Source organism: Streptomyces sp. NPDC096193 (assembly GCF_040302905.1).
In the GTDB taxonomy this organism is placed as follows: Bacteria; Actinomycetota; Actinomycetes; order Streptomycetales; family Streptomycetaceae; genus Streptomyces.
In genome coordinates, this window is record NZ_JBEOSJ010000012.1 from 36,108 (window position 1) to 61,561 (window position 25,454).

Consider the following 25,454-nt stretch of genomic DNA (forward strand, 5'->3'; position numbering starts at 1 on the left):
CATGCGCATACATACCGCGGCAACCACAGCAGCCTGCTTCGCCCTCAGCCTCTCACTCACCGCCTGCGGCCAGGACAGTTCGGGCGGCAGCGAGGAGAAGAAGGACCCCAAGGACGCCACCATCGGCATCGCGATGCCGACCAAGTCGTCCGAACGCTGGATCTCCGACGGCAACAACGTCGTCAAAAACCTCAAGGCCAAGGGATACAAGACGAAGCTCGTCTTCGGCGAGGACGACCCGGACCAGCAGGTCTCACAGATCGAGAACATGATCACGCAGGGTGTGGACGCTCTGGTCATCGCAGCCATCGACAACAAGTCCCTGGACAACGTGCTCCAGCAAGCCGCCGACGCCAAGATCCCCGTGATCTCCTATGACCGCCTGATCCTCAACTCGGCGCACGTCGACTACTACGCGTCCTTCGACAACGAGAAGGTCGGCAGGCTGCAGGGCACGTACATCGTCGAACAACTCGGTCTGGACAAGGGCGAAAAGGGCCCGTTCAACATCGAGCTGTTCGCCGGCTCCAACGACGACAACAACACCCGGTACTTCTTCGGCGGCGCGATGAAGGTGCTGCAGCCGTACATCGACAAGAAGCAGCTCGTCGTACAGTCCCGGCAAACCGAGCTCAACCAGGTCACCACTCTGCGCTGGGACGGCGGAACCGCCCAGCGGCGCATGGACGACCTGCTCACCTCCTCGTACGGCGGATCCAAGCGCGTGGACGCCGTGCTCTCGCCGTACGACGGCATCTCCATCGGCATTCTCTCCGCTCTCCGCGGCGACAGCTACGGCACCACGACCAAGCCGTGGCCCGTCGTCACCGGCCAGGACGCCGAGGTCGCCTCCGTGAAGTCGATCATCGCGGGCGAGCAGCGGCAGACCGTCTACAAGGACCTGCGCCAGCTCGCCAAGGTCGCCACCGGCATGGTCGACGCCGCACTCAAGGGCGACAAGCCCGAGACCAACGACACCAAGTCGTACGACAACGGCGCGAAGGTCGTCCCCGCCTATCTGCTCAACCCGGTCAGCGTCGACAAGAAGAACTACAAGAAGGAGCTGATCGATACCGGCTATTACAAGGTGAGCGACCTCAAGTAGCCACCGCCGTCGACCTTCCGCGCTCCGGGGCTTCGCGCCCGAGCCGGGGAGGGTCCCCATCAGCCACAGAGAAAGGCACGACCATGGCGGGACCCGTCCTGGAAATGCGCTCGATCAGCAAGACCTTTCCCGGAGTCAGGGCGCTCTCGGACGTCACCCTGACCGTCCGCCCGGGCGAGGTCCATGCCATCTGCGGGGAGAACGGCGCCGGCAAGTCGACCCTCGTGAAAGTCCTCTCCGGCGTCCATCCGCACGGTACCTACGAAGGGGACATCCTCTTCCAGGGCGAGCCGTGTCGGTTCAAGGACATCAGGGCGAGCGAGCAGCGCGGCATCGTCATCATCCACCAAGAGCTCGCCCTGGTGCCCTATCTCTCCCTCGCGGAGAACATCTTCCTCGGCAACGAGCACGCCACCCGCGGCGTGATCAGCTGGGACGAGACGCTGCGGCACGCCTCCGAACTCCTGCGCAGGGTCGGCCTCGACGAGAATCCGCAGACCCGGGTTGCCGACATCGGTGTGGGCAAGCAGCAGCTCGTGGAGATCGCCAAGGCGCTCTCCAAGAAGGTGAGGCTACTGATCCTCGATGAGCCGACGGCGGCGCTGAACGACGAGGACAGCGGCAAACTCCTCGACCTCATGCTGGAGTTGAAGAACCAGGGCATCGCCTCGATCATCATCTCGCACAAGCTGAACGAGATCGCGCGGGTCGCCGACTCCGTGACCATCATCCGCGACGGGCGCTCCATCGAGACCCTGGACGTGAGGGCGACGGAGACCACCGAGGAGCGGATCATCAGCGGCATGGTCGGCCGCGACCTCGACCATCGCTTTCCCGAACGCACCCCGCACCAGCCCGAGGAAGGCGCGTCGCCGGCCCTGGAGATCCGGGACTGGACGGTGCATCACCCGATCGACCGGCATCGCAAGGTCGTCGACAACGTCACGATGCATGTACGCCGCGGCGAGATCGTGGGAATCGCCGGCCTCATGGGGGCGGGCCGCACCGAACTCGCAATGAGTGTCTTCGGCCGCACGTACGGGCGCTACGCGGGCGGCACGGTCCTCAAGGACGGCCAAGAGATCCGCACCAAGACCGTCCACGAGGCGGTCCAGCACGGGATCGCCTACGTCACCGAGGACCGCAAGCACTACGGGCTCAACCTCATCGACACGATCGCCCGCAACATCTCGCTCAGCGCACTCGGCAAGGTCGCGCGGCGCGGCATCGTCAACGAACACGCGGAGCGGCAGGTCGCCGAGGACTACCGCACAAGCATGAACATCAAGGCGCCGACGGTCGCCGAGCCCGTCGGAAAGCTGTCGGGCGGCAATCAGCAGAAGGTCGTCCTCAGCAAATGGATCTTCGCAGGTCCGGACGTGCTGATCCTGGACGAGCCGACCCGAGGCATCGACGTGGGCGCCAAGTACGAGATCTACACGGTGATCGACAAGCTCGCCGCCCAGGGCAAAGCCGTCGTCTTCATCTCCTCGGAACTTCCCGAACTGCTCGGCATGTGCGACCGCATCTACACGATGTCCGCCGGCCGGCTGACCGGTGAGGTGCCGCGGGCGGAGGCCACCCAGGAAGCGCTGATGCGCCGGATGACGAAGGACAAGAGGTAGCAGGATGAGTACGAATCTGACGGCCGAGACGCCGGCGGACGCCCCGCTCCCGTCCGGTGACGGCAAGAATCGCGACACGGCGGAAGGCGGCGGCCTGCTCGGCCTGGTCCTCGAGGGCCTGCGCCGCAATATGCGGCAGTACGGCATGCTGATCGCCCTCGGCCTGATCGTGGCCCTGTTCGCCGTGTGGACGGGCGGCGACCTGCTGCTGCCGCGCAACGTCTCCAACCTGGTACTGCAGAACAGCTACATCCTGATCCTCGCGATCGGCATGATGCTCGTCATCATCTCGGGCCATATCGACCTGTCGGTCGGCTCGCTCACCGCCTGCGTGGGTGCGGTCGCGGCCGTACTGATGGTGCAGCACCATGTCGCCTGGCCGCTTGCGGTCGTCCTGTGCCTGGTCCTCGGCGCTGCCGCGGGCGCGTTGCAGGGCTTCTTCATCGCGTATCTGGGGATACCTTCATTCATCGTCACGTTGGCAGGGATGCTGCTTTTCCGCGGCGTCACCGAGATCGTGCTCAAGGGACAGACACTCGGCCCCTTTCCCAAAGGACTGCAGACCATCGCCAACGGCTTCCTGCCGGAGGTCGGTCCGGACAGCAACTACCACAATCTCACCCTGCTGCTGGGCTTCGTCCTGATCACGTTCGTCATCATCCAGGAGATGCGCGACCGACGGCGACAGCAGCAGTTCGCCCTGGATGTGCCACCCGCGAAACTGTTCGTGCTCAAGCTGATCGCACTGGTCGCCGCAGCGCTGACGGCCACCCTGATGCTCGCCAGCTACAAGGGCGCCCCCGTGGTGCTGCTGATCCTGGCCGTCCTGGTCGTCGGCTTCGGCTACGTGATGCGCAACGCCGTCGTCGGACGCCATGTCTACGCGATCGGCGGCAACCTGCCCGCGGCCAAACTCTCCGGCGTCAGGGACAAGAAGGTCACCTTCCTGGTCTTCCTGAACATGGGCATGCTGGCCGCCCTCGCCGGGCTGATCTTCGCTGCCCGCTTCAACGCCGCCTCCCCCAAGGCCGGCACCAACTTCGAACTCGAGGCGATCGCAGCCGCGTTCATCGGCGGCGCCTCCATGAGCGGCGGCGTCGGCACCGTCCTGGGGGCGATCATCGGCGGCCTGGTCCTCGGTGTGCTCAACAACGGCATGAACCTCGTCGGCGTCGGTACGGACTGGCAGCAGGTCATCAAGGGCCTGGTGCTGCTCGCGGCGGTCGGCTTCGACGTGTGGAACAAGCGCAAGGTCGGTTCGTAGAGCTCTCACGAAGTATCCAGCCTCATTCACCGGAGCCGCAGATGAACACGAGTAGACGCACAGTGATGGCAGCCGCCGCGGCGGGACTCGCCGCGACCACGGTCGGCGCCACAACCGCTCACGCCCACTCCCACGGTTCGGAGGGCGGAAGGCCCGTGAGGGAGCTGTTCGGCAGGCTCGCCGACGGCACGAAGGTGTACCGATGGTCCCTGGCCAACGGCGGCACCCGGCTGAAGGTGCTGTCGTACGGCGGCATCGTGCAGTCCCTGGAGATACCCGACCGGCACGGCCGGTACAAGAACGTCTCGCTGGGCTTCGACACCCTTGAGGAGTACGTCGCCTCCAGTCCCTACTTCGGCGCGCTCATCGGCCGGTACGGCAATCGCATCGCCAAGGGCAGGTTCACCCTTGACGGCACGGCCCATCAGGTGTCGGTCAACGACGGCGAGAACAGCCTGCACGGCGGATCCAAGGGCTTCGACAAGCGGGCATGGAACGTCGAGAGCTTCACCTCCGGCTCGGACATCGGCCTGGTTCTCCACTACACCAGCGTCGACGGCGAGATGGGCTACCCCGGAACCCTCAGGGTCAAGGTGACGTACACGCTGACCCGGCGGGGCGACTGGCGCGTCGACTACGCGGCCACCACCGACAAGGCCACCGTCGTGAACCTCACCAGCCACGTCTACTGGAACCTGGCGGGCGAGGGCAGCGGATCGGTCCACGACCACGAACTGAGCATCGACGCCTCCCGCTACACCCCGGTCGACTCCGGCCTCATCCCCACCGGCGCATTGGCAAAGGTCGCGGGCACGCCCTTCGACTACCGCCAGTCCAAGACCGTCGGCGAGGACATCCGGGTAGCGCACCAGCAGCTGCTGTACGGCCAGGGATACGACCACAACTGGGTTCTAGACAAGGGCCCCACCACCGCGCCCCAGCAGATCGCCACGCTGCGCGACCCGGCCTCGGGCCGGATCCTGGACATCGCGACGACCGAGCCCGGCCTGCAGTTCTACTCCGGCAACTTCCTGGACGGGACACTGGTCGGCTCGGGCGGCACCATCCACCGCCAGGGCGACGCCCTGTGCCTGGAGACCCAGCACTTCCCGGACTCCCCCAACCAGCCGTCCTTCCCGTCCACGGTGCTACGCCCGGGCGACACCCTCCGCTCGACGACGGTGCACAGATTCTCGGCGCGCTGACGTCACGGCGACCGCTCTTCGTTCCGTGGTCCCCGCCCCCGCCCCGCCACCGGGCGGGGGCTCCCCGGCTTCCTGGCCGATCAGACCTGGCCGCGGGGAGCATCGCATCGAGCGGGCAGCCGCCCGGGAGGTGAACCTCGACGACGCCGGGCGCCGGGTCCGTGTCGGCCACCCGCCTTGTTCGGGTTCAGCAGCAGAGGCGAACACGGCCGGCGGCGATTGTGCTGCCGATCCTCTCGGACACGCTGTGCGCCGACGCCACGACCATCCGCTGGGCGACCGCCGTCGCCGTCGCCGTCGCCGATACGCGAGACCAGCCGAACCTTCCTCGAAGCTCCCTGGCCACCGGCCGTCGCCCCGGAAGCGGCCGACGCCGAAGCCCTGGCTGCCACCAGGCGGCGGCACTCACACGCCCCGCCTGACCGCCCGCCCCGACCCCATCAGAGGTGGCCATCGACGGCCCGGCCCCGCAGACGCTACGCATGTGCACCCCGACCTGAACGGCGACACAGGTCCCACTTCGCCCGGATATGATGCATTTCGTGATCACGCCCGGGCGGCTGCGGCGCCGTCCTCCCTACGGCGGCCGGTGGAAAGCTGCCCTGCTGTCACCGGTGATCCTCACCGTCTTCATCGTCGGCCTGGCGTTCTCCACACCGAGAGAGATCGCGTTCAGCCGCCTTCTGCCCGCCGCGCCCGCTCTCGCCGCCGCGATGTGGCCTGTGCTCCCCACGCTCCTGCTGGGGGCGTTCTGTCTGCTGGTCATGATCGGCCTCAGCTTCGTCTACACCGACCTGGGGACGCCGTACACAGTGGCCGCGATCGTCGCGGTCACCTTGGCGGCCGCGTACGCGAGCCATGTCCGACTCCAGCGGGAGGAGACCCTCTTCCACGTCCGACTCGTCGCCGACGCAGCCCAGAGGGTGCTGCTGCGCCCCCTGCCGCAGCTTGTCGCGCACATGGAAATCGAGTCGCTGTATCTGGCAGCTCAGGAGCAGGCCCGCATCGGCGGCGACTTCTACGAGGTGGCCGACACACCGTACGGGGTCCGGCTGCTCATCGGCGATGTACGGGGCAAGGGCCTTCCCGCGGTCGGAGCGGCTGCGGCGGTGGTCAGCAGCTTCAGGGAGGCCGCGTACGACGAACCAGACCTGACGGGCCTCATCCATCGCCTGGAGACCAGCATCACCCGTCACAGCGCCACGTTCCCCGCCCAGGACCTGCCGGAGCGCTTTGCCACCGCCCTTCTCATCGAGATCCCCCACGGCCGCGGCCACGTCAGACTCCTCAACTGCGGGCACCCCCCGCCGCTGCTCGTGCACCGCGGGGAGATCCACGTCCTGGAGCCCAGCGCCCCCTCACCACCCCTCAACCTCGCGATGCTCATCGGAGACCGCTACTGCGTCGACACCGTCGCCTTCGCCCCGGGCGACCAGCTGCTGCTCTACACCGACGGAGTAACGGAGACCCGGGACAGGGCCGGCGTGTTCTTCCCCCTGCCGGACTGGATGCGGAGGCAGGGCCCGGTGCCGCCTCGCGAACTGCTCGGCCGACTCCACCGGGACCTGCTCCACTACAGCGGCGGAAGGCTCAACGACGACATCGCGGCCCTCGCCGTGCGGTGCCCGAATACCGGGGCCAGGGAGCACCTGGCGTAGGTGGCCCACCAGCGGGCCGGTGCGGCACAGGTGGACCAGGGCATCGGCGCACGGCGTGGCGTACGAGGCAGGCATAGCGTCGCTCGGGGGCGAGAGGGGGCACGTGGACTCCTCCGTGCTCCGAGCGTCTTGCCGGAAGGTTGCGGACGCGACAGCTCGAAAGAGCGCCGTTGTGCGGGTTCACTCAGCAACGCCTCGCGTCCGCCTTCCTCGGCACCGGCCGCCGGGTTCTCCCACCGTCGGTCCTGCGGGCCGGCATCAGGTTGCGGCATACAACTACGCCGAGTCACAACAGGGACAGCAACGGCCCGTCGGATCGGCCACCAGTTAGAGGATGCGCTGGTCAGCAGCGCCAATGCACGCCGCAGTACACCCGCACCAGGGGGGCGGCTCGGTGCCGGCGGCGGCATTGAACACCACCGAGTTCGCCACCGCCGGGTTTCCACGAATGGGCCGCGCGAGCCGGGCGAGCCCACAACCGGGACGTGACGTACGCCAACACCGGCTACACGCCGGTGAGCCTCGACCCGGCGCTCAACGCGATCGGCCTCGCTGAGGTGTTCACCCCGCCCTATGGGTCGGGCTGTCCTACGAAGCGGGTCACCCTTCCCGATTCATCCCGGCCCGGAATGCCGACTCGCACCGCCTGTTGTCAGACCCGGGTGGGAGAGTCGGGCAACGGCTCCAGTCAAGAGCCCGTCAAGGAGGCTGTCATGAAGGTGTCGCTGCGCGAGGTGCAGGACGGTGACCTCATCCTCTTCTTCGCTCACTCAAACGATCCCCACGGGATCCGAATGGCGGCGTTCACCACAGATGACCCGTCGGACCGCGCTCGTTTCGATGCCCATTGGGCGCGCATACGCCACGATTCGTCGGTCGTTGTGCGCACCGTTGCGGAAGAGAGCAACAAGGTGGTCGGCCACGTGGCCGTGTTCGGCCCGCCCGGTGAGCGCGAGGTCACCTACTGGATCGCTCGGGAGCACTGGGGCCGTGGAGTTGCCACCGCCGCGCTGCGGCAGCTCCTCGAAGCCGTTCCGGAGCGTCCGCTCCGTGCACGTGCGGCTGCGGACAATGGGGGGTCGATCCGCGTGCTGGAAAAGTGTGGATTCGTGGTGACCGGCCATGAGCGCGGATTCGCGAACGCACGAGGTGAGGAGATCGACGAGGTCGTCCTCGCCCTGGACCACTGACCCGCTCCGACACCGTTACCAGTCACCATGGTCGAGCCGCCCGACCCGTACATCCGGTCACGGGCCCGCTCTTCCCCCGCGCTTGACCGGCCGCGCCGTCTGACGTTGCTCGCCGGGCACCCGGACGACGGCGGCCCATCAGCGCGCTTCCGGCGAAGACCTTGGCTGCCTGGTAGTAGCCGGTCGCCAGGTTCTCCGGGGTGCCGGGCAGCCGGAGGAAGACCCACGCCGCCGAGGGAACCCGCAAGACGATCCGAAGGCACCAACCGGGCCATCAAGACAATCGCCCGCGACACCTACGGCTTCCGCAACCCCAGCAACCGGCGCTACGCACCCGCTGCCCGACCACCCGTCGAGCCCGTGGACACCTCGACGCCCGCTAATGTCGTTGAGCCCGCACCCTGCAATCGTGTTGGCTAGCGGCACCGAACTGTCAGTACCGCAGGTGTCCGCTTGGCTGTAGCAGGGAGTTGAACGTGCAGGACATTGTTGTCGACCCGGTTGCCCACAATCGGGCAGCCTGGGACAAGTATGTCCAAGAGGGCAACGAGTGGTCGAGGCCGGTGAGTGCTGAGGATATCGAGCGCGCCCGCATGGGCGACTGGTCGATTGTTCTCGTCGGGCGTGAGCCAGTGGACCGCTCCTGGCTGCCGACGGACCTGACCGGCAAGGACGTGTTGTGCCTGGCCTCCGGCGGTGGCCAGCAGGGTCCGATCCTCGCCGCCGCAGGGGCGCGGGTCACCGTATTCGACAACTCACCCCGCCAGCTCGGCCAGGACCAGATGGTGGCGGCGCGCGACGGACTCGATCTGCGCACCGTCCTAGGCGACATGCGCGACCTCAGCGCCTTCGGCGACGCAACATTCGACGTCGTATTCCATCCGGTCTCCAACCTATTCGTACCAGACTTGGCGGCGGTGTGGCGGGAGTGCTTCCGCGTCCTGCGACCGGGCGGAACTCTGCTCGTGGGCTTCCTCAACCCCGATGTGTACTTGTTCGACCACGAGGCGCTCGACGAGCGCGGCGAGCTGATCGTCGTGCACAAGCTGCCCTACAGCGATGTCACGCAGTACTCCGCCGAGGAACGCGCCACGAAGTTCGGCGCGGATGCCGCTCTTGAGTACAGCCACACCCTCACCGACCAGATCGGCGGGCAACTCGCCGCGGGGTTCGTCCTCACCGCCTTCGCGGAAGCGCCGCACCAATCCAACGCATCCGCTCAATACATGTCGAACTATTTTGCCACGCTGGCGGTCAAGCCGGGCTGACCCAGCCGTGGGGCCGGCCGAGACGGCCACGTCTCCGAATGGCCAAGCGGAGCACAGCGCCAGCCCGACCCCCACCAACTCAGCTGAGCCCACATCCCGAGATCCGCCCACCAGGCCCCGGGCCGTAACCTCGTTCGTCAGTTTCCTCAGCATCCGTGTCGATCAACCGTCTCTTCTCTCCTGCGCGGGTAGTAACGATCAAGACAGGACGCAGACCCCAGGGGAGGTTCACCGAGCCGAACGTTCGTGCTGGGATCCGGCATCCTTCGACGGGCCGAACTCCTTGGTCGGTCGGAAGTGTTCGTGCGTGTGCAACACACGTGACGGTAGCCCGCCACGGTGACAGAGATACAGCACAAGAGGCAATGCAGGGCGGGCCCTCATAGTTCCGGGGGGGGTGGAAGGCGTTCGCTCAGGTCCACGACCAGGTTTCCTGGATCACGGTCGGCCGGTGACGCCCCGTACGTCCAAGTGCCGTCTCTCGACCACGTCATCGTGGTGCACACCCGAAGTGGCAGGCGGCGGGCTTAGTCTCCTCGCATGACCGACCACTCCCTGCGTTCCGTCACCGTCGAACGAACCGCCCCCGGATCCTTCCGCGCCACGAACACCCGCGGAGGCACAATCGTCTTCGGCGGCAGCGCCCCCGACGAGGGCACCGAGTTCACGCCGGTCGAGCTGCTGCTGGCCGCGCTCGGCGGCTGCACGGCCGTGGACGTCGACGTCGCCACTACCCGGCACAGCGAGCCCACTGGATTCACCGTCGCCGTGACCGGCCAGAAAGTCAGCGACGAACTGGGCAACCGGATGACCGAGCTCGAGCTGGTCTTCGCTGTCACCTTCCCGGAAGGTGAAGCCGGGGACCGGGCCCGCGCCATCCTCCCGCGCGCGGTCAAGATCTCCCACGACAAGCTCTGCACCGTCAGCCGAACCGTGGAGATCGGCACCCCCGTTGCGGCGAAGGTCACGTAGAACCACCCGACATGGCTCGAACTCCACCGGTGGAGTCCAACGTATTCGACAACACGCCAGACCCCTCTCCAGCCCCCGACCCAACCGGAGCGGCAAGGTCGGCTGCGTGCCCCCTCCGTCGAGAGGTTCGTCGAGGCCCACTGGCAGGGCACTGTCGCAGGAACCAGCCGATCCCGTAGCGGGCATGCGATGCCGCCCTGGGCCCACCGACTCGACGCAACTCGTCCGGGTGTCGGTCCAACGCCCCGCGCTGAGTGACCGAGCGCATGTACGACCAGCACCGGGCAGCCGGCAACCCAGGGAAATCCACCTCATCCGGAGGCCCGCCCCGCGCCGGTAAGCGTGAGCGGGGCGGGCCTCCGGTTTTCACATCGCTCAAGACGACGCGTCGTCCACGACCCGGGCCCTGCCTACGATGCCTTCCACCACGCGGCCGACGCGTCCCGCAGCGTGTTCGTCCCGCAGTGCACCTCGCCCGCGCCGAGGTGGTACGTGTACCAATCGTCGATGTACGACACCTTCATGCCCGCCTGCGTGTACGCGGCAGTCACGGCCTCGGTGAAGACGTCCTTCCCGCCGATGACCGGCCCCCACTGCTTCGGCGCGAGATACCGGTTCCGGCCGAGCAGGATGCCGTTGACCGCCCCCGGGACGTACGCGCTGGTCATGACGGTCTCCACCACCCCGTCCCGCGCGGACTTCGAGGGCTTCGCGTCGTCATGGCGGCCGAGCCTCTTCTGCTGTCCGTACTCGCGCACGGACTCCGGCATCTCGCCCGGTCCCAGCCGCTTCAGCCGCGGCATCATGCTCTCGCCCCGCGGGCCGCCGTTACCGCGCGTGTAGAGCGCGGGCACGCGTACGACCTCGGCGTCCGTCACTCCAGTCTCACGCTGGAGAATCGCCAGGTTCGCGGCGATCCGCTCCGCGGCCAGCCTGTTGTCCTTCACCAGGTACTTCGAGGCGAGTGCCTGGGCGATGGTCTCCTTGGGGGCGAGCATCTCCTCGCTGTCCGGCACCGAGAACATGCGCGTGGCCCCATGCCCGGACCTCTGGGCCTCGCGCAGCAGCCGAAGCCCGGCCTCCGGATCGGCGATCCCGATCTTCCAGCCGCACGGAGTGTCGGCGGGCAGGAACTGTACGAACTCGTCCACATGCCCCACATGCAGCCACGACGTGTCCAGCAGCAACGGATCTTGCAGACCCTGAGAATTCAGCAGCGTGCGCATCGCCAGAGCGGGCTTCGATCCGCTGTCCTTGCGCTCGCCCTGGATGATCCGCCCGGCGGGGAAGCTGCGGCCGTTGTGAGCGTACGGCGGGATGGTCTCCAGGTTCCCCATGGAGTTGAGCGTCCACTCCTCCGAGTCGCGCACCCCGGCCACCTGGACCACGCCGACACCGTTGCCGCGCATCTTCTCGAACAGCTCGCGGCCGGCCACGCGGTCCGGCTGGGCGCTGCGCAGCATCACGCGCATGACCTGACGTCGTCCGCCGGGCCCGGTCATACTCACGTATCCGGGCTCGACGAAGTCCTGCGCCCAGATGTCGGAGTACTTGTCGAAGGTCACCAGCGGCGTGTTGATCCCGGCTGACTTGGCCTCGGTCGCAAGCCCTTTGACGAATGCCTACTGACGCCTGGCCCAGTCGTCCTTTCCATCGATCTTGGTCACCATCAATTGCTGCGCGTTCTGCAGATGGTGGTGGGTGAGGAGCGGGGCGACGCGCAGGGTGATGTCGTCCGATGTGCTCTTCCCGGATGCGGTCACGGTCAGGCGTATGACCGCCCGTCCGTCCCAGACTTTGGTGTCGCGTATGACGTCATTGCTCTCCACCGCGAACTCGACGCCTGCACGCAGCTCGGCAGCGGACAGCCGGGTGGCGGGGGTGACCATGGCCCACCCGCCAGGGCGCTTGACGAAGACCCGCGTTCTGCGGGCCCCATCGACCTGCACGGTCCCGGTCGCGCCGGCGGGTATCGCGGCCATGGGCACGGACCGCACCCGCGCGAGATCGGCGAGGTCAGCACCACCGTTGATGATGTTGTCGGCCGCGTCGTTGCAGGCGGCGAGCCCGGCGTCCGAGAGCGACTTGCCGTTCGGTGCCCTGGTCGGGCACCGCTTGGTGTCGTCGTCGATATTGGGGAGGAAGACGGCTCCCCTGCCGGCCGTCCACGTGTCCTCACCGGCGGTATCGGTGCCGCCGGTGACGTCGACCTGCCCGTCCCGGTTCACATCCGCCCGCAGATCCACCCGCGGCGGCCCGGCGGCGAACGCCGGGCCGGCGGGGGCGATGACGGCCCCGATGACGGTGAGGGCGAGCGCGGTGTGTCGTGCGTGGCGCACGTGTCTCGTACCCAAGGTGTATACCTTCCCGAAGAGTTGAGGTTGGCTCTCGGGACGGAAGAGGGCGGGGAGGGGATGGACGTTGCCTGGGGCAGACGGGTTCCCTGCCGCGTGAGGCGGAGCGAGTTGGACGGTGCCCTGCGAGGTGCGCACCTGCCTGCCCCGAACTGTGCCGTCGAAGCCGATGGAAGGTAAATACGTCGACAGCGCCCCTCGGAGCCCGGCAAAGTGGCCGTCCGTGACGAGCAGTGAACTGTGGACCCGTGCAACCGCCGACCGCTACGACGCCGAGGAGACGGAAGCGTCCTCGGCCGCCGTTCTCGGACCCACTCTCGCCTTCCTCGCCGAACTCGCCGGCAGCGGCCGGGCACTGGAATTCGCCATCGGAACCGGACGGGTGGGCGTCCCGCTCCGTGAACGCGGCGTCCCGGTGGTGGGCATCGAATTGTCCGAGCACATGGCAGCCGTCCTGCGGCGCAAGATCGACGAGAGGACGCTCCCGGTCACCATCGGAGACATGGCTTCCACCGTCGTCCCCGGCGAGTTCACCCTCGTCTATCTCGTCTACAACACGATCACGAACCTGCTCACGCAGGACGAGCAGGTCGAGTGCTTCCGCAACGCCGCACGTCATCTGGAGCCCGGCGGCCGATTCGCCATCGAGCTTGGCGTGCCACCGCTGCGATTCCTGCCGCCCGGCCAGGTCGCGGTGCCGTTCGACGTCTCTGAGCAGCATCTCGGCTTCGACACGTTCGACCTGGTCGAGCAGATCCTCGTCTCGCACCACTTCACCCGCGACGGAGACAACGGCCACTACCGTCGCGCCGACTCCCGGCACCGGTACGCCTGGCCGGCGGAACTCGACCTCATGGCACGAATTGCCGGTCTCGAGCTGGAACGTCGCGTCGCGGACTGGGACGGGGCGCCGTTCGCCCAGGACTCGGCGAAGCACATCTCCGTTTGGCGCAAGCCGACCTGAGGTCGGCCACCGGACTGCCAGAGCGGCGCGTGCCCGCCGTGAAACCCATCGAGAGCTCGGGCGTCTTCGGCAGGTGCGCATCCGAGGGTGAGAAAGACTTCGTGGAGGCCGTCGCGCATCTACCGACGGGATCCGCAGACAACACGTCCGGTGCAGGTGGAGCGGCCGTCGGGTGAGGCCGACGTGTCCCTACTGTGGACACGGACGTGCTCACCGCGCTGCCGGCGGGCCTGCTGAGGTGGCGGATGCCCTTACGGCCGAGCTTGGCCTCGGACACCAGTGACCACAGGCTTCCAGAGCGCGCCGTCCGGCCGGACACCGAGCCCGTCGAAGCGCGGCCGCATCAGCTCCGGACCGTGCTCGGCCCGTTCAGCACCGGATGACGTCACTCTGCTCCGCCGCGCGCATCGCCGGAGCCCGGTCAGCGCCGACAGTGACACGACAGCTCCCTGACTGGCGATGCATCAGGGATGCTCCACCAAATCGCCCCGGCGGCCCCCGCGACTCAGCGGTGTGTGTGCCGTGTCACGTATTCAGTCGGCGCCCACGTTGTCTACATCACAGCGCAAATGTCCATTTGGCGCCATGCTCGAAACAGACTTCGGAACGGACCTCGTAACGGACACGCACCACCCGAAGTGGAGCCCGTCTCCACCCTGTTGGGGTCGAAGGACCGACTCGGCCCATGGCACAGCACGTGTGTCCCTTCCCGTCGTCCCTCCTTTGATTCCCCCGTTTCCCCTTGGAAGGTGCTCCACCATGGCCGCATATCTCTGCCCTCCTGCCGTGATACACGGCGAGCACGCCGTGAAGACCGGCCAGATCGTGGCGGAGGTCAGCGACCGGCACCCCCACGCGGCATGGGCGCCGCGGATCGACGGCATCGCGGCCAGTACGGGCATCGAGACGCGCGGGTGGATGCTGCCGCTGGAGACCACCGTCGCGCCCGGCAACGGCAGCGGCCTGCGGACCATCGGCGTCGAGCCGACCCAAGAGGCGCTTGTACGCGACGGGTTCACCCAGCAGGACGTGGACCGCGTGGTCGCCGCCCTCGAGAGCATTCCCGCGCCGCAGACCGTCCAGGAGCGCACGGCGCCGGCCTGGGAGGCCGTGCAGTCCTACGGCGAGCGTGCGGCACGGGGGGCCCTGCAGACAGCCGGGCTGGACGCATCGGACGTCGACTGCCTGATCACCAGTCACTCCACCACCCCGGCGCTGCCCGGACTGGACATATCCCTGGCCAACAGGCTTCCGCTGCGCAGCGATGTGATGTTGCTGCCGGCCACGCAGTGGGCCTGTGTCGCGGGGACCCGCTCCCTGGCACTTGCGGCGGATCTCGTGGCCGCAGATCCCGATCGGGTGGTCCTGGTCGTCATCGCCGAAGCCCTGAGCACGACCTACCAGCCCGCCGACGACACCCTCGAGTCTCTGATCGTCCGGTTGCTGTTCGCGGACACGGCGGTCGCCACGGTGGTCACCGGCCGCCAGAAGCCCGAGTCGGTGCTGCGGCTCAACGCCGCCTGGCATCTCACCCTGCCCGGCACCCAGGACCTGCACCGCCTGGAGACACGGGCGGACGGCACCCACTTCGTGATGGACCGGCGCGGGCCGCGCGCCGTACAGGAGACGGTCACCGCTATGTGGGACTGGCTGCGCATCCGCTATCAGGACTGCCCCGACGCCTGGCACCCGGACATACTGCTCGCCCACCCCGGCGGGACCCGGGTGCTGGAGTACATGGAGCAGACGATGCCCGACGCGTGGCCCGAGGGCCTGCTCGACTACAGCCGGGACAGCTACACCAGCGGCAACCGCGGAGGCGCCGCCGTGTTCGACATCCTGCGGCGGGCGCATGACGCCGGGCAGCAGAAGCCCGGCAATCGCGCCGTTCTGTACGCGGCGGCACCCGGTCTCACCGCCACCGCCCTGGAAGGACAGTGGCTGTAGCACGAGGCGGCGCCACCCCTACCGGAAGAATCTGCCGCGCCCCCGGCACAGGACCGCGTCATCTACCGACTTCCGCCCAGACGACCTTCCCGGTGTCCGTCCACCGCACCCCCCACCGGGTGGTGAGCCCGTGCACGACGCTCAGGCCACGACCGCTGTCATCGAGCAGGTCGCCCCGCCTCAGGCGTGGTCTGCCGTTGCCGGTGTCACCCACTTCGCACAGCAGGCCGGCGCCGGACCTGATCAGCCGTACCGTGATGGGACCGGTAGCGAAGCGGACCGCGTTCGTCACCAGCTCGCTGACCAGCAGCGCCATCTCGTCCCGGGTGTCGTCCCGGGTGCGCCACTGCCTCAGCAGCGCGAAGACCTGCGCGCGGGCGCGGGCGGGGGCGTCGAGGCGGGCGGGCAGCCGCCAGGTCGCCGTGTCCCCCTCGCGGTAGCCGATCATCCGCGCGAGCAGCAGGGTCACATCGTCGCGCTGGCGTGCGGGCGCCAGGGTGGAGACGACGTGCCGTGCGGCCTGCTGCAGGGCATCCCAGGGGTGCACCGTGGACACGGCGTCCGCCAGCCTGTCGATGCCCTCGTCGATCGACAGGGCGGGATCCTCGACCAGGCCATCGGTGTAGAGAGCGAGCAGGGAGCCCGGAGGGGCGACGAAGGTGTGCACGTCGAACGGTTCCCGCAGCGCGAACTCGGCGCCCAGTCCGGGGTGAGGGCGCAGCGCGAGCGGGCCCGCGTGCCCGTCCGGAGTGACCAGAACCGGGGGAAGGTGGCCGGCGCTGGACAGCGCCACGTGGTGGCTGACAGGGTCGTAGAGGGCGATGCAGCAGGTCGAGCCGAGGGCGCTGTAGCCGGCCGTCAGCCCGGACTCCGCGTCGTCCAGCATCGTCACGGTCTCGTCCAGGTGCTCCAGGACCTCGTCGGGGGCGAGCCCCGCGGACAGCAGCGCGCGGGCCTCCATACTCAGCTGACCCATGGTTGCCGCAGCTCCGAGGCCATGGCCGACGACGTCACCGACCACCAGCGCGGTACGGCCGTCCGGCAGCGGAAAGCTGTTGACCCAGTCGCCGCCGACGCCCGCGCTGTCGGGGGTGGCGGGCTGGTAGACGCTCGCGATCGCGATGGTGTCGCCGCCGCTCCGTGGCAGGAGCCGGCGTTGCAGGGCCAGCACCTGCGTGTGCTCTCGCTGGTGCTGACGGGCCAGGTCGACGTGGTGGGCGGTCCTGGCCACCAGTTCCTGCAGGTCGAGCAGCTCGCTGTCGCGGAAGGGGCAGTCCGCTCGCCGCCAGACCTCCGCCACGCCCAGGACGACGGGCGGCACGCCGTCCAGAACCAGCGGTATGCACGCCACACCCGCCGACCGGTCGACGGGCACGAGGGCACGCACAACTCGTGGGCTCGCCAGTACCCGCTCGACCGCCTCCCGGTCGGGTATCACGATGGTCTGCGGAGCATCGTTCGGCAGCACCGCCTGCGCCAGCAGGCGACTCGCGTCGCTGGGAAGGTCGTCGCCCAGCGTTATGTAGCCCTCGGGCCATGCCCGGTCCGGAACCAGGGCTGCCCGCCGCAGCCGGATGCGCCTCTGCACCTGACCGGTCACTCCCTCGCCCGACCACACGGCGTAGTCGAGATCGACGGCGGCCACGTCTCCCCAGGCCAACAGGGACTCCGCCAGCGACTGCGCGGTCTCGCCGATGTCCAGCGACGTGCCGATTGCGGTCTCGGCGGCGTACAGGTGCAGCCTCCTGGCCATGGCGATCAGGGAGACGGTCAAACCCTCCTCAGGCGCCGCAGCAGGCAGGATGCTCAGCGAGACCACGAGCTCCGACCCGTCACGGCGGCGCAGGCGCTGGATGCGGGCGACGTGCGCCTCACCGGTCTCGACGACCTGCCGCAGCCGCCGCGTGACCGTCGGTACATCCCAGGGGGGCAGGAGATCGACGAACAATTTCCCGACTGCGGCGTCCAGGCCCGCGAAAACGGGGGCGTCCAGATTGCAGCGGGTGATCATCAGATCCTGGTTCAGGGCGACCGCGCCGAGGATCTGCTCCCGTTGGCCGGCTGCCAGGTCGTCGGGTACGGGTTGGTGCGTGATTCGGCGGTCCTGCGCGTCGGCGGGACCGGCGGCCGCTCCACCGCGTGGGAGGTAGCGCCCCAGGGCTCGACTGACCAGGTCGAACGCCGACGACGACGATGAGGGGACAGGTGTGGAGTCCATACGACTCTCTCAGCAATCCCCGGCACAGCACCGGGGCTGTAGTCGGACCGTGCGAAGGGCCCCGAGCTCCCTGACCGCACACCTCATTCAACAACACCGGGGGCAGCATCGCCCACGCCAGCAAATGGCGCGGTGACAGGGAACACGGAGGAGTGCGGCGGCCGTAGTTACGGCGCCGGCTGCGGCAGCACGACGCCACCGCCCACATCGCCTCGGATCAGAACCGTTCGCAAGGGATTCGAGATGGCCGGCGCCACCGGTCTGCGCTCTGGTTCGGGCATGAGCAGAATCGGACAGGTCATCGTCTTGGCTTCGTACCCGGACGAGGTGAAGGGCCCCGCTGACCCGGTCGATCCCTCGCGGACCTGGCAAAGCCTTCACGGGGCTTCCAGATGAAATCCCGTGGCGCCGTCCGCCTCTGCCCTGTCAAAGTGATGAGCACCGAAGGGGTATAGCTCAGCCCGGCCAGAGCAACGGACTCCAAACCCGTACGCCGCAGGTTCGAATCCTGCTACCCCTGCACAGCCACTTCTCGACCAGGACAATCCCGTCGGCCTTCTCGACGATCTCGGATCGCGGGTTACCGGCTAGGGACCGTTCGATGTAGTCCGGCAGCCCCTGGGTTGGGGTGTGGGCCGCGGGCGACTCGTAGGTGTGATCTACGGTGCTGGGTTCAGGTACCGGTTGCTCGGGACGAGCGGGCTTGAGCGCGCAGGGCAGGCAGTCGAGCACAGTCTTCAGCTCCAGCCAGGCCCTCGGCCAGGGCCAGGAGTGAGAGGAGTTGCACCGGGCGGCCGGCTGTGGCCGCAGCCTCCAGTTTGTGGTGGCCGTCGAGGAGGAAGTGCGTGAGACCCCAGTGCCGGGAGTGGTCGTGCCCCAGGCCGGCAGCGGGCTCACACACGTCCAGCGTTGAGACCGCGACAGCCGTCGGGACCGCTTCCCCGGCCATGAGCGTGACGTACTCCTCGACGCGCTCCCTCGTGTTCCACGTCGGGGGAACCATGGGCACGACGAACTCATAGAGGTGAGCGGACGCGTCGACTGCGGTCTCGAAGGTCCGGTAGTACGGCGTGTGCGGGTACTCCGGGAGGCCCCAGAACTGGTCGATCCCCCACGTGGCCACCTGCTCGCCGCTGAAGTAGTCGCCTTCCCGGCCGGGGATGACCAGACGGGGCTCCACGCGCAGCAGCATCGGAAGGTAGTCGCCCTGAGGCAGCAACGCACCGAACTCCTCGATCACGCCCCCGTCGCCCGGATCAGCCAGCGTCCCCGTGAGCCGCTCCTGCACACCCTCCAACGACAACGTCTGCTTCGCGGTCTCCAACCGGCGGAACAGCAAGGGGCACGTTCCACACCAGAAGCTGAGCTCGAAGGCAGGCTCCCCCTCGACAACGAGCAACCTGCGCCCCGGCCCGCCCCCGCGCTCTCGCTGCCCCGCCTCGAACCGCAGTCGCGCCTCGGGCACCGGGACGCCGAACCTGCGCGGCTCACCAAATCTGATCAACACGGACCGACCGTATGGGACTCTGCGGATCGGCACCACCGACTACTGAGAGTGCATCCGGCCGGTCGGGCCGACTACAGCGCTGAGTCACAGCAGCCCAAAGCCGGCCGCCGACTCCGGGCCGGCGCATACGGATGCACAGCGCGGCCCGACGCGGGGCGAGGCTCTCTGTAGTGGACGGCGTGACGTGGGGTCAGGAACGGCGCATCAGGACGGCCCGGCAGGTGCGCCGCAGTTCCCTCGTCGTGGGCGAGGCTTCTGAAACGACCGCTTCTCGGTGGTGCCTTCTCCATACCCGTTTCGAAGGGACGCTCTGCGTATGAGGTGGGAGGGCAGCGGGGAGGTGACGGATGCGGTCCTGTCCAGTGGAGCCGATGGGTGCGGTGCCGCCGCATTGCTCGGCCAAACAGCGCGTCTGAGCGCCGGCCGACTTGGGGATGGGGCGTGAGAATTCCGCACTCCTGCGCAAGTCCGTCTCCTCACGTGGCCACGATCGGCTGCTCCCCCGCGTTCCTTCGGTCCGAGGCCCGTACGCCGTCCTCCTCGCGCCGGAGAGGACTCCCCCGTGTCAGAAGCCGCTTCCCTTCACTTTGCTTTGTATCGAGCATTTGACACAAGATCCCGACCCACGGCATCTTGTACCCACCGCTTGATACAAGATGATCTGGGGGGATCTCCATATGCTCGACACCGCCCCGCTCCAGTCCCGGTTCCTCGACCACGCCGACCACTACGCCCGCTGGTCCGGCCTGGCCATCGGCATCGTCCTCGCACAGCAGTTGGTCATGATGGACAGCGACGACATCACGATGCCCCTCGTATGCGCCGTCACCGCTTTCGGCCTGTGTGCGGTGGGCGGTGTCCTGCTCGGCGACGCGCTGACCCTGCGCCCTCAGGAAGCGGTACGCACTGCGAGTCTCGCCCCGCGCCTGGTCCGGGACCATGTGCCGCCCCGCATGGTGCCACTGCTTCTGCTGCAGGCGGGCTCGCTCGTCACCCTGCTCGCGATCGCAGCGATCACGGCCTCCTCCGGCCGTGACCACGCAGGCAGAGCGGGGCGTGTCATCACCGTCACCTGTGAGGGTATGCCCGCGTCCCTCGGCCCCTGGCCCGGCCTGTACTACAGCGGCCCCATGTTCGCCGCCCTCGCGGTCGGAACCCCCGTCTGCTTCTGGGCCCTGCGCCGCATCGCCCACGGCCCCGGCGACGACCAGCAGCGCCGCGACCGCGCGTGGGCGGTCACAGGGGCCTGGGGGCTGCTGGTGTCGAGCCAGGTGCTGCTCGTCGTGTTGATGATCTTCGTCGCGCTCACGGAGAAGGCTTGCGCCGGCCCGCTGGGCGTCGCCACCATCGCGGTGATCTGCCCCCTGGGTCTGCTGGGCCTGTTCACCTTCTACTGGTCCCTGGTCACCGTGGTGGCACCCCGGGCGGTCGCAGACAAGACAGCGGATGATGGGACCTTCTCCTATGAGTGACCCCGCCGTCCGCGTCGACACCACCAGCCAGGTACCGCCGTACGAGCAGGTCCGCGCCCAGCTGGCCGCGCTGATCCGCGCCGGCCGGCTTGTCGAGGGTGAACGCCTGCCGACTGTGCGTCAGCTCGCCGCCGACCTCGATCTGGCGCCGGGCACTGTGGCCCGCGCCTACCGCGAGCTGGAGGCCGCCGAGCTGATCCGCACCCGCCGTGGCGCGGGCACCCGGGTCGCGGCGCTCCCGACCGGGCCTCACGCACACGATGCGAACCAACTCATCACCCTTGCCCGGGACTTCAGCTCCGCCGCCCGAGCGCTCGGTGCCGACACCGAAGACATCCTGACGGCCGTCCGTGACGCCCTGGACCCCGGGGGGCCCGCCTCCCCTTTGTCAACCGCCGACACCAAAGCGGGTAACCCCAAGACGGCCAAGGCGTCGGCGCGCTCACAGACGTGAGGAGGCGTCCACGGTCTGCCACGCGACGGCGCTGCACGCGCTGGTCCCTGAAGTGCGTCGACGCGCCGTCCTACAGTCGCCTGATCCTGGGATGGCCCTACCTCTCGTCCCAGCCCGTACCCGCTGAGCGCCGGGCCCCTCCGAACAGCGTCGGATAGAATCTTCACGACATACCCGTCATTACGGTCGCGCAACGTACCCCCGGTGAACGACGTGGATGTGGTCCTCCCGAGGCGCTGCCCAGGAAGGCTGCGGAAGATCCAGAAGCGGTGCGATAAGGGATGATTCTGGCAGTCCTGTTTGCCCTCTTGTCCGCGGTCAGCAATGCGCTGGGCACCGTACTGCAACGGCGCGCGGTGCTGAAGGTGCCCGAATCCGAGTCGAAGCGGTTCGGCCTGCTCCGGAACCTGCTGCACAATCCGGCCTGGTTCGGCGGAATCCTCGGTGTGGCGGTCGCTGCACTCTTCCAGGCGCTGGCCCTGGCGGCAGGGTCCCTGGCCGCCATCCAGCCGATCTTCATCCTCGAACTACCGCTTGCTCTCCTGATCGGCAGCGTTGTGTTCCGGGTCAGGATTTCCCGGACGGCATGGCTGTGCGTGGTGTTCATCTTCGCGGGACTGGCGCTCAGCCTGTTCTCCACTGCGCCCAGCGGCGGGCGTTCCCAGGTTCCCGGGGTCTGGTGGGTACCCGCCCTCGCCGCCACCGGCGGGTTGGCAGCGATCCTCGTCGTGACGGGGCTGCGGCGCCCTCACGGCGTGGCTCGGGCGGCGTGCCTGGCCGGCGCGGCCGCCATCGGCAACGCCGTCACAGCCGCGCTGGTCAAGTCGGCCATGACCATCCTGTCCGACAAGGGGGCCACCGGGTTCTTCCTTGCATGGCAGACCTACACCTTCGTGGTCGTGGGCTCGGCGTCCGTCTTCCTGCTCGGGTATGCACTGCAGGCAGGGCCGCTCATCGCCTCGCAGCCCGCCCTCACACTGGGTGATGCGGTGGTGAGCTTCGTCCTGGGCATCACGCTCTACGCCGAGTCGATGCGTCAGGGGCTGTGGCTCGTGCCCGCCCTGTTCGGCGCCGCCCTGCTGTGCTACGGCGTCTTCACCCTGTCCCGCACCCGGTGCCTCGAACAGTGCATCACCCCGGGGGCCGAAGACAAACCGCGCCACCAGGACCAGCACTCCACTGCCCCAACGGCGTGACGACCGCGCACACCGCGCTCAGCTGCCCTGCATAGCCTCCCGGAGCCAGTCGAAGACGACCTCGCAATGCAGCTGGGGGGCCATGGGAGAGCAATGCAGTTGTGCGCCCTGCGCGGCCGTGAGCTTCAGGTAGTCCTTGGGTGACGTGAGAGCGTCGTACATCTGGCGTGGTTGGCCGGGGTAGAACTGTTCACCCTCGTAGTCCAGCACCAGGGTGGGAGCCTTGATCCGGCGGACGACGTCGGTGATCGACAGGGATTGGACACGCGTTGCGGGAGTGTAGAAGTCGGTGAACAGCTTGCCCTGGCGGGCTTCGAGCATCGCGGGGACGGAGAACGGCTCGAAGCGCTTCTTCATCACCGCGGCCGCCGACGGGGGCAGCTCCGGGACGACCTCCTTGTTCCAGATGTCGTTCGTCTCCTGCTTGTCCGGCGTGAGGATCTTGCGGATCTCGGGCGGGAAGCCCAACCACGGCTCCACGCACCCCGGCATTGCCACCAAGGCGGCGATCCGGGTCTCGAACGCCGCGGCCCGGGGCGCGAGATTGCCTGCCATGCTCAGCCCCGTCAAGGCGATCCTGGCCGGGTCCACGTCGGAGCGTGCCGTCAGCCAATCGACGAGAGGTGTGACGACCTTCTCCCACGTGGGCGTGAAGACGACCCGGTCGACGAACAACAGCTGGCCCTGCCCCGGCCCGTCGTAGACGAGGGCATTCCATCCGCGATCGAGCGCTGCCGGAACTCCGTACGTCCACATATCGACGTTCTGGCCGTCGCTGCCGTTGGTCAGGATCACGGTGGGGCGGCGTGTGTTGGACGTGTCGGGCCGGAAGAACCACACGGGCAGCGGTGTCTTGCCGTACGGGACAGTGGCCTGGACGGGGGCGGGTTCGCACAGGCCGCAGAAGGTGTCCCAGGCCCCGCGCCCGGCCCGGTAGAGCTTCTCCTCGCTGCCCGGGTCGTCCGAGCCGAGTACGAAGAACAGCGCCTGGCCGTAGTACTGGGCAGCACGCAGCGCCCGGAACCGCTTGGTCTGGTTGTCGGCCGGGGCGCCGGGAGGTGCCTCGAGGAGTTGGTCGCCCAGCTTGCGGAACCTCTCGACATAGGTCTGAGCTGACAGCCCCGCACTGTTGATCGCATTCACGGCGGTCAGGACCTCGCCGACCTCGGCAGAGCCCGCACCGGAGGCGCCGAGCGCGAGGAGTCCGTTGAAGTTGTACTCCGGATCCTTGAAGAGCGTCATCGCGCCCGGAGTGATCCCGCCCGCAGCGGCACTGGGCGCGGCGGAGCCGCTCGGGGTGGCGGCGGCCGCCGCCGGGACCCCCGTCGCACCTCCGTCCGAGCAGCCCGTCACGAGCGCAGCACCTGCACCGGCGCCGGCGGTGAGCAGGGCGCGCCGGCTGGGGCTACTGGGCCGCTGGCCCGGTCTGTGCTTCATGTCATCGGAACGTAGCTGTGGCCAGGCATGGCCGCATCCCGTCCGCTGTGCGTGAGCCGCGCCGACCCCCCTGCCACCTCTCCGCCCGGCAGGTGATTCGCCAGGTCATGGGCCCCATGCACCGACCGGCCCCCGCCGCGGGCCCGACACGGACCGCGTTGGTCCGCCCGAAGGATCCGAGAGGGGACCTCTGGGCCCTGCTCACGGTCTTCGCGGTCTTCACAGGGCTCCCGGCCATGGCGTGGGGCGAGCGAGCGGGAGGACCCGGAAGCGGGCCTCTTCTCCGCCCTGCTCAGGACCGGATCGACCAACCGCCCCACGCTCAGCGTCCTCGTCGGCCGCCTCACCTCGCCGGAAACGCACCTGATCGGGCCGCAGTGAAACGTAGGCGGAACGGACCACGAGACGTCGTGGAGCGTTGCCTCCACGTTGGATAGCAAGGGACTGGCTCGCACGAGACGGAGTACGCCTTCTCCTCCAGAGCCGCAAGTGACGCTCCCTCAGGCACGAGCGTGGTCTTCTCATCGGCGAAGCCCCGCGCCACCGGGCAGCCGTGCGCGGCGTCGCACGTACCGACCCCGGACGTACGGGACCTGGACGTACCGGTGCGCCTGTCCGCCCGGGAAGAACCTCGTCCGCCCCAGAACTTTCGGCAAGTCGTTGGAGCAGTGGCGTCACAGGCTCCGTTCGACGTGCGTTGCCCGTGGTGATTCGTCACGCGTTGCCGGGGTTGGTTCGACGTGCATCGCCGCCACAGGCCGGTGATCAGATTGGACAAGCGGCCGGTTTATGAACACGATGGGCTCGCAAGATCGCGGCTGCACGGGGGGCACATGGCTTATGCCGCGAAACAGCTCTCCGTTCCGGTTGCTTCGTCCCCATTTCAGGCATGGAGAGTCTTCGCCATGAGCTTCGGCGACCCCAACAACCCTTACAACCAGCAGCCTCCGCAGGGCCAGCCCGGCTATCCGCAGCAGGCACCGCAGAACGTGCCTCCGCAGTACGGCTATCCGCAGCAGGCTCCGCAGCAGTACGGCTACCCGCAGCAGGGTCAGCAGCCGTACGGGGCGTACCCGTCTCCGGGAATGCCCGGCATACCGGGAGCGGGAATGCCGCCGCTGGCCCACTGGGGGCTCCGCGTCGGCGCGTACCTGCTCGACGCACTGATCATCGTGGGCCCGATGTACGCCCTGGGGTTCATCGACCTGGCCGGCAGCGACGACCCGGCGAACGCCGGCCCCGGGCCCTTCTTCGCCATCGGTCTCGTCTACGCCATCGGTATGGGCTTCTTCCAGCTGTTCAAGGAAGGCAAGACCGGTCAGACGATCGGCAAGAAGGTCGCCGGCATCAGCCTGCTCCGGGAGGCCGACGGCAGCCCGCTCGGCTTCGGCATGGCGTTCGTGCGCAAGCTCGCGCACTTCCTGGACAGCATCGCCTGCTACATCGGCTGGCTGTGGCCGCTGTGGGACGCAAAAAAGCAGACCTTCGCCGACAAGGTGTGCAACACGGTGGTCGTCAAGGTCCCCAAGGGCTGAACCACCCTCCGCTGCCGGTCGGGACGACCGCACCGGGCAGAGGGGCGGGAGCGGGGCGGCAACCGGTGCCGTGCGGCATACGG

At 68.2% G+C, this 25,454-nt stretch carries 17 protein-coding genes, 1 tRNA gene and 1 pseudogene; 15 read left to right on the forward strand and 4 right to left on the reverse strand.

The window, feature by feature from the left end:
- Position 1 precedes the first annotated feature (1 nt).
- The 8 genes from chvE to ABTX78_RS18985 all read left to right on the forward strand — a co-directional run bounded on the left by chvE (position 2) and on the right by ABTX78_RS18985 (position 10,287).
- Positions 2-1,105 (forward strand): multiple monosaccharide ABC transporter substrate-binding protein, encoded by a 1,104-nt coding sequence (gene chvE / locus ABTX78_RS18950; protein WP_352207911.1) that lies wholly within the window; start codon positions 2-4, stop codon positions 1,103-1,105.
- A gap of 83 nt (positions 1,106-1,188) precedes the next feature.
- Complete coding sequence (mmsA, locus tag ABTX78_RS18955; protein ID WP_352207912.1) at positions 1,189-2,730, forward strand: multiple monosaccharide ABC transporter ATP-binding protein; 1,542 nt, start codon at positions 1,189-1,191, stop codon at positions 2,728-2,730.
- A gap of 4 nt (positions 2,731-2,734) precedes the next feature.
- Positions 2,735-3,994: a multiple monosaccharide ABC transporter permease gene (gene mmsB, locus ABTX78_RS18960; RefSeq protein WP_352207913.1), complete on the forward strand. Its 1,260-nt coding sequence runs from the start codon at positions 2,735-2,737 to the stop codon at positions 3,992-3,994.
- 41 nt (positions 3,995-4,035) lie between these two features.
- Positions 4,036-5,199 carry an aldose epimerase family protein gene (locus ABTX78_RS18965; RefSeq protein ID WP_352207914.1) on the forward strand — a complete coding sequence of 388 codons (1,164 nt, stop codon included), beginning with the start codon at positions 4,036-4,038 and terminating at the stop codon, positions 5,197-5,199.
- A gap of 533 nt (positions 5,200-5,732) precedes the next feature.
- Positions 5,733-6,857 (forward strand): PP2C family protein-serine/threonine phosphatase, encoded by a 1,125-nt coding sequence (locus tag ABTX78_RS18970; protein ID WP_502993903.1) that lies wholly within the window; start codon positions 5,733-5,735, stop codon positions 6,855-6,857.
- 713 nt (positions 6,858-7,570) lie between these two features.
- Positions 7,571-8,047 (forward strand): GNAT family N-acetyltransferase, encoded by a 477-nt coding sequence (locus ABTX78_RS18975; RefSeq protein ID WP_352208069.1) that lies wholly within the window; start codon positions 7,571-7,573, stop codon positions 8,045-8,047.
- A 476-nt stretch (positions 8,048-8,523) separates the two neighbouring features.
- Positions 8,524-9,315: a class I SAM-dependent methyltransferase gene (locus ABTX78_RS18980; protein WP_352207916.1), complete on the forward strand. Its 792-nt coding sequence runs from the start codon at positions 8,524-8,526 to the stop codon at positions 9,313-9,315.
- Positions 9,316-9,855: 540 nt separating this feature from the next.
- Complete coding sequence (locus ABTX78_RS18985; protein ID WP_352207917.1) at positions 9,856-10,287, forward strand: OsmC family protein; 432 nt, start codon at positions 9,856-9,858, stop codon at positions 10,285-10,287.
- Positions 10,288-10,697: 410 nt separating this feature from the next.
- Here the strand turns inward: ABTX78_RS18985 and ABTX78_RS18990 are convergent.
- Positions 10,698-12,641 (reverse strand): annotated as a pseudogene (locus ABTX78_RS18990) (protein-arginine deiminase domain-containing protein).
- A 223-nt stretch (positions 12,642-12,864) separates the two neighbouring features.
- Between ABTX78_RS18990 and ABTX78_RS18995 the strand changes: the two are divergent.
- Both ABTX78_RS18995 and ABTX78_RS19000 read left to right on the forward strand, forming a co-directional pair.
- Positions 12,865-13,605, forward strand: a complete 741-nt coding sequence (locus tag ABTX78_RS18995; protein ID WP_352207918.1) for a class I SAM-dependent DNA methyltransferase — start codon at positions 12,865-12,867, stop codon at positions 13,603-13,605.
- Positions 13,606-14,364: 759 nt separating this feature from the next.
- Positions 14,365-15,552 carry a type III polyketide synthase gene (locus ABTX78_RS19000; protein ID WP_352207919.1) on the forward strand — a complete coding sequence of 396 codons (1,188 nt, stop codon included), beginning with the start codon at positions 14,365-14,367 and terminating at the stop codon, positions 15,550-15,552.
- Positions 15,553-15,610: 58 nt separating this feature from the next.
- On the opposite strand, the gene ABTX78_RS19005 is transcribed toward ABTX78_RS19000, so the two are convergent.
- Positions 15,611-17,770: an ATP-binding SpoIIE family protein phosphatase gene (locus tag ABTX78_RS19005; RefSeq protein WP_352207920.1), complete on the reverse strand. Its 2,160-nt coding sequence runs from the start codon at positions 17,768-17,770 to the stop codon at positions 15,611-15,613.
- A 445-nt stretch (positions 17,771-18,215) separates the two neighbouring features.
- Between ABTX78_RS19005 and ABTX78_RS19010 the strand changes: the two genes are divergently transcribed.
- Positions 18,216-18,290 (forward strand) — tRNA-Trp (locus ABTX78_RS19010).
- 153 nt (positions 18,291-18,443) lie between these two features.
- Here the strand turns inward: ABTX78_RS19010 and ABTX78_RS19015 are convergent.
- Positions 18,444-19,277, reverse strand: a complete 834-nt coding sequence (locus ABTX78_RS19015; protein WP_352207921.1) for a hypothetical protein — start codon at positions 19,275-19,277, stop codon at positions 18,444-18,446.
- Positions 19,278-19,954: 677 nt separating this feature from the next.
- Between ABTX78_RS19015 and ABTX78_RS19020 the strand changes: the two genes are divergently transcribed.
- The 3 genes from ABTX78_RS19020 (at position 19,955) to ABTX78_RS19030 (ending at position 22,399) form a co-directional block, all read left to right on the forward strand.
- Complete coding sequence (locus tag ABTX78_RS19020; RefSeq protein WP_352207922.1) at positions 19,955-20,749, forward strand: hypothetical protein; 795 nt, start codon at positions 19,955-19,957, stop codon at positions 20,747-20,749.
- Positions 20,742-21,203 carry a GntR family transcriptional regulator gene (locus ABTX78_RS19025; protein ID WP_352207923.1) on the forward strand — a complete coding sequence of 154 codons (462 nt, stop codon included), beginning with the start codon at positions 20,742-20,744 and terminating at the stop codon, positions 21,201-21,203. The genes ABTX78_RS19020 and ABTX78_RS19025 overlap by 8 nt, the downstream gene beginning before the upstream one ends.
- A gap of 281 nt (positions 21,204-21,484) precedes the next feature.
- Positions 21,485-22,399: a DMT family transporter gene (locus tag ABTX78_RS19030; protein WP_352207924.1), complete on the forward strand. Its 915-nt coding sequence runs from the start codon at positions 21,485-21,487 to the stop codon at positions 22,397-22,399.
- A gap of 18 nt (positions 22,400-22,417) precedes the next feature.
- On the opposite strand, the gene ABTX78_RS19035 is transcribed toward ABTX78_RS19030, so the two are convergent.
- Complete coding sequence (locus ABTX78_RS19035) at positions 22,418-23,836, reverse strand: alpha/beta hydrolase family protein (RefSeq protein WP_352207925.1); 1,419 nt, start codon at positions 23,834-23,836, stop codon at positions 22,418-22,420.
- A 905-nt stretch (positions 23,837-24,741) separates the two neighbouring features.
- Between ABTX78_RS19035 and ABTX78_RS19040 the strand changes: the two genes are divergently transcribed.
- Complete coding sequence (locus ABTX78_RS19040) at positions 24,742-25,371, forward strand: RDD family protein (protein ID WP_352207926.1); 630 nt, start codon at positions 24,742-24,744, stop codon at positions 25,369-25,371.
- The last annotated feature ends 83 nt before the right edge of the window (positions 25,372-25,454 follow it).

Excerpts from the sequence above, each read along its gene's own strand:
- ABTX78_RS19000 (WP_352207919.1), top strand. The coding sequence starts at position 14,365 with ATGGCCGCATATCTCTGCCCTCCTGCCGTGATACACGGCGAGCACGCC.
- ABTX78_RS19035 (WP_352207925.1), bottom strand. The coding sequence starts at position 23,836 with ATGAAGCACAGACCGGGCCAGCGGCCCAGTAGCCCCAGCCGGCGCGCC.
- ABTX78_RS19005 (WP_352207920.1), bottom strand. The coding sequence starts at position 17,770 with ATGGACTCCACACCTGTCCCCTCATCGTCGTCGTCGGCGTTCGACCTG.
- ABTX78_RS18975 (WP_352208069.1), top strand. The coding sequence starts at position 7,571 with ATGAAGGTGTCGCTGCGCGAGGTGCAGGACGGTGACCTCATCCTCTTC.
- chvE (WP_352207911.1), top strand. The coding sequence starts at position 2 with ATGCGCATACATACCGCGGCAACCACAGCAGCCTGCTTCGCCCTCAGC.
- ABTX78_RS19025 (WP_352207923.1), top strand. The coding sequence starts at position 20,742 with ATGAGTGACCCCGCCGTCCGCGTCGACACCACCAGCCAGGTACCGCCG.
- ABTX78_RS19030 (WP_352207924.1), top strand. The coding sequence starts at position 21,485 with ATGATTCTGGCAGTCCTGTTTGCCCTCTTGTCCGCGGTCAGCAATGCG.
- ABTX78_RS19020 (WP_352207922.1), top strand. The coding sequence starts at position 19,955 with ATGCTCGACACCGCCCCGCTCCAGTCCCGGTTCCTCGACCACGCCGAC.
- mmsA (WP_352207912.1), top strand. The coding sequence starts at position 1,189 with ATGGCGGGACCCGTCCTGGAAATGCGCTCGATCAGCAAGACCTTTCCC.
- ABTX78_RS19040 (WP_352207926.1), top strand. The coding sequence starts at position 24,742 with ATGAGCTTCGGCGACCCCAACAACCCTTACAACCAGCAGCCTCCGCAG.
- ABTX78_RS18970 (WP_502993903.1), top strand. The coding sequence starts at position 5,733 with ATGCATTTCGTGATCACGCCCGGGCGGCTGCGGCGCCGTCCTCCCTAC.
- mmsB (WP_352207913.1), top strand. The coding sequence starts at position 2,735 with ATGAGTACGAATCTGACGGCCGAGACGCCGGCGGACGCCCCGCTCCCG.
- ABTX78_RS18965 (WP_352207914.1), top strand. The coding sequence starts at position 4,036 with ATGAACACGAGTAGACGCACAGTGATGGCAGCCGCCGCGGCGGGACTC.
- ABTX78_RS18985 (WP_352207917.1), top strand. The coding sequence starts at position 9,856 with ATGACCGACCACTCCCTGCGTTCCGTCACCGTCGAACGAACCGCCCCC.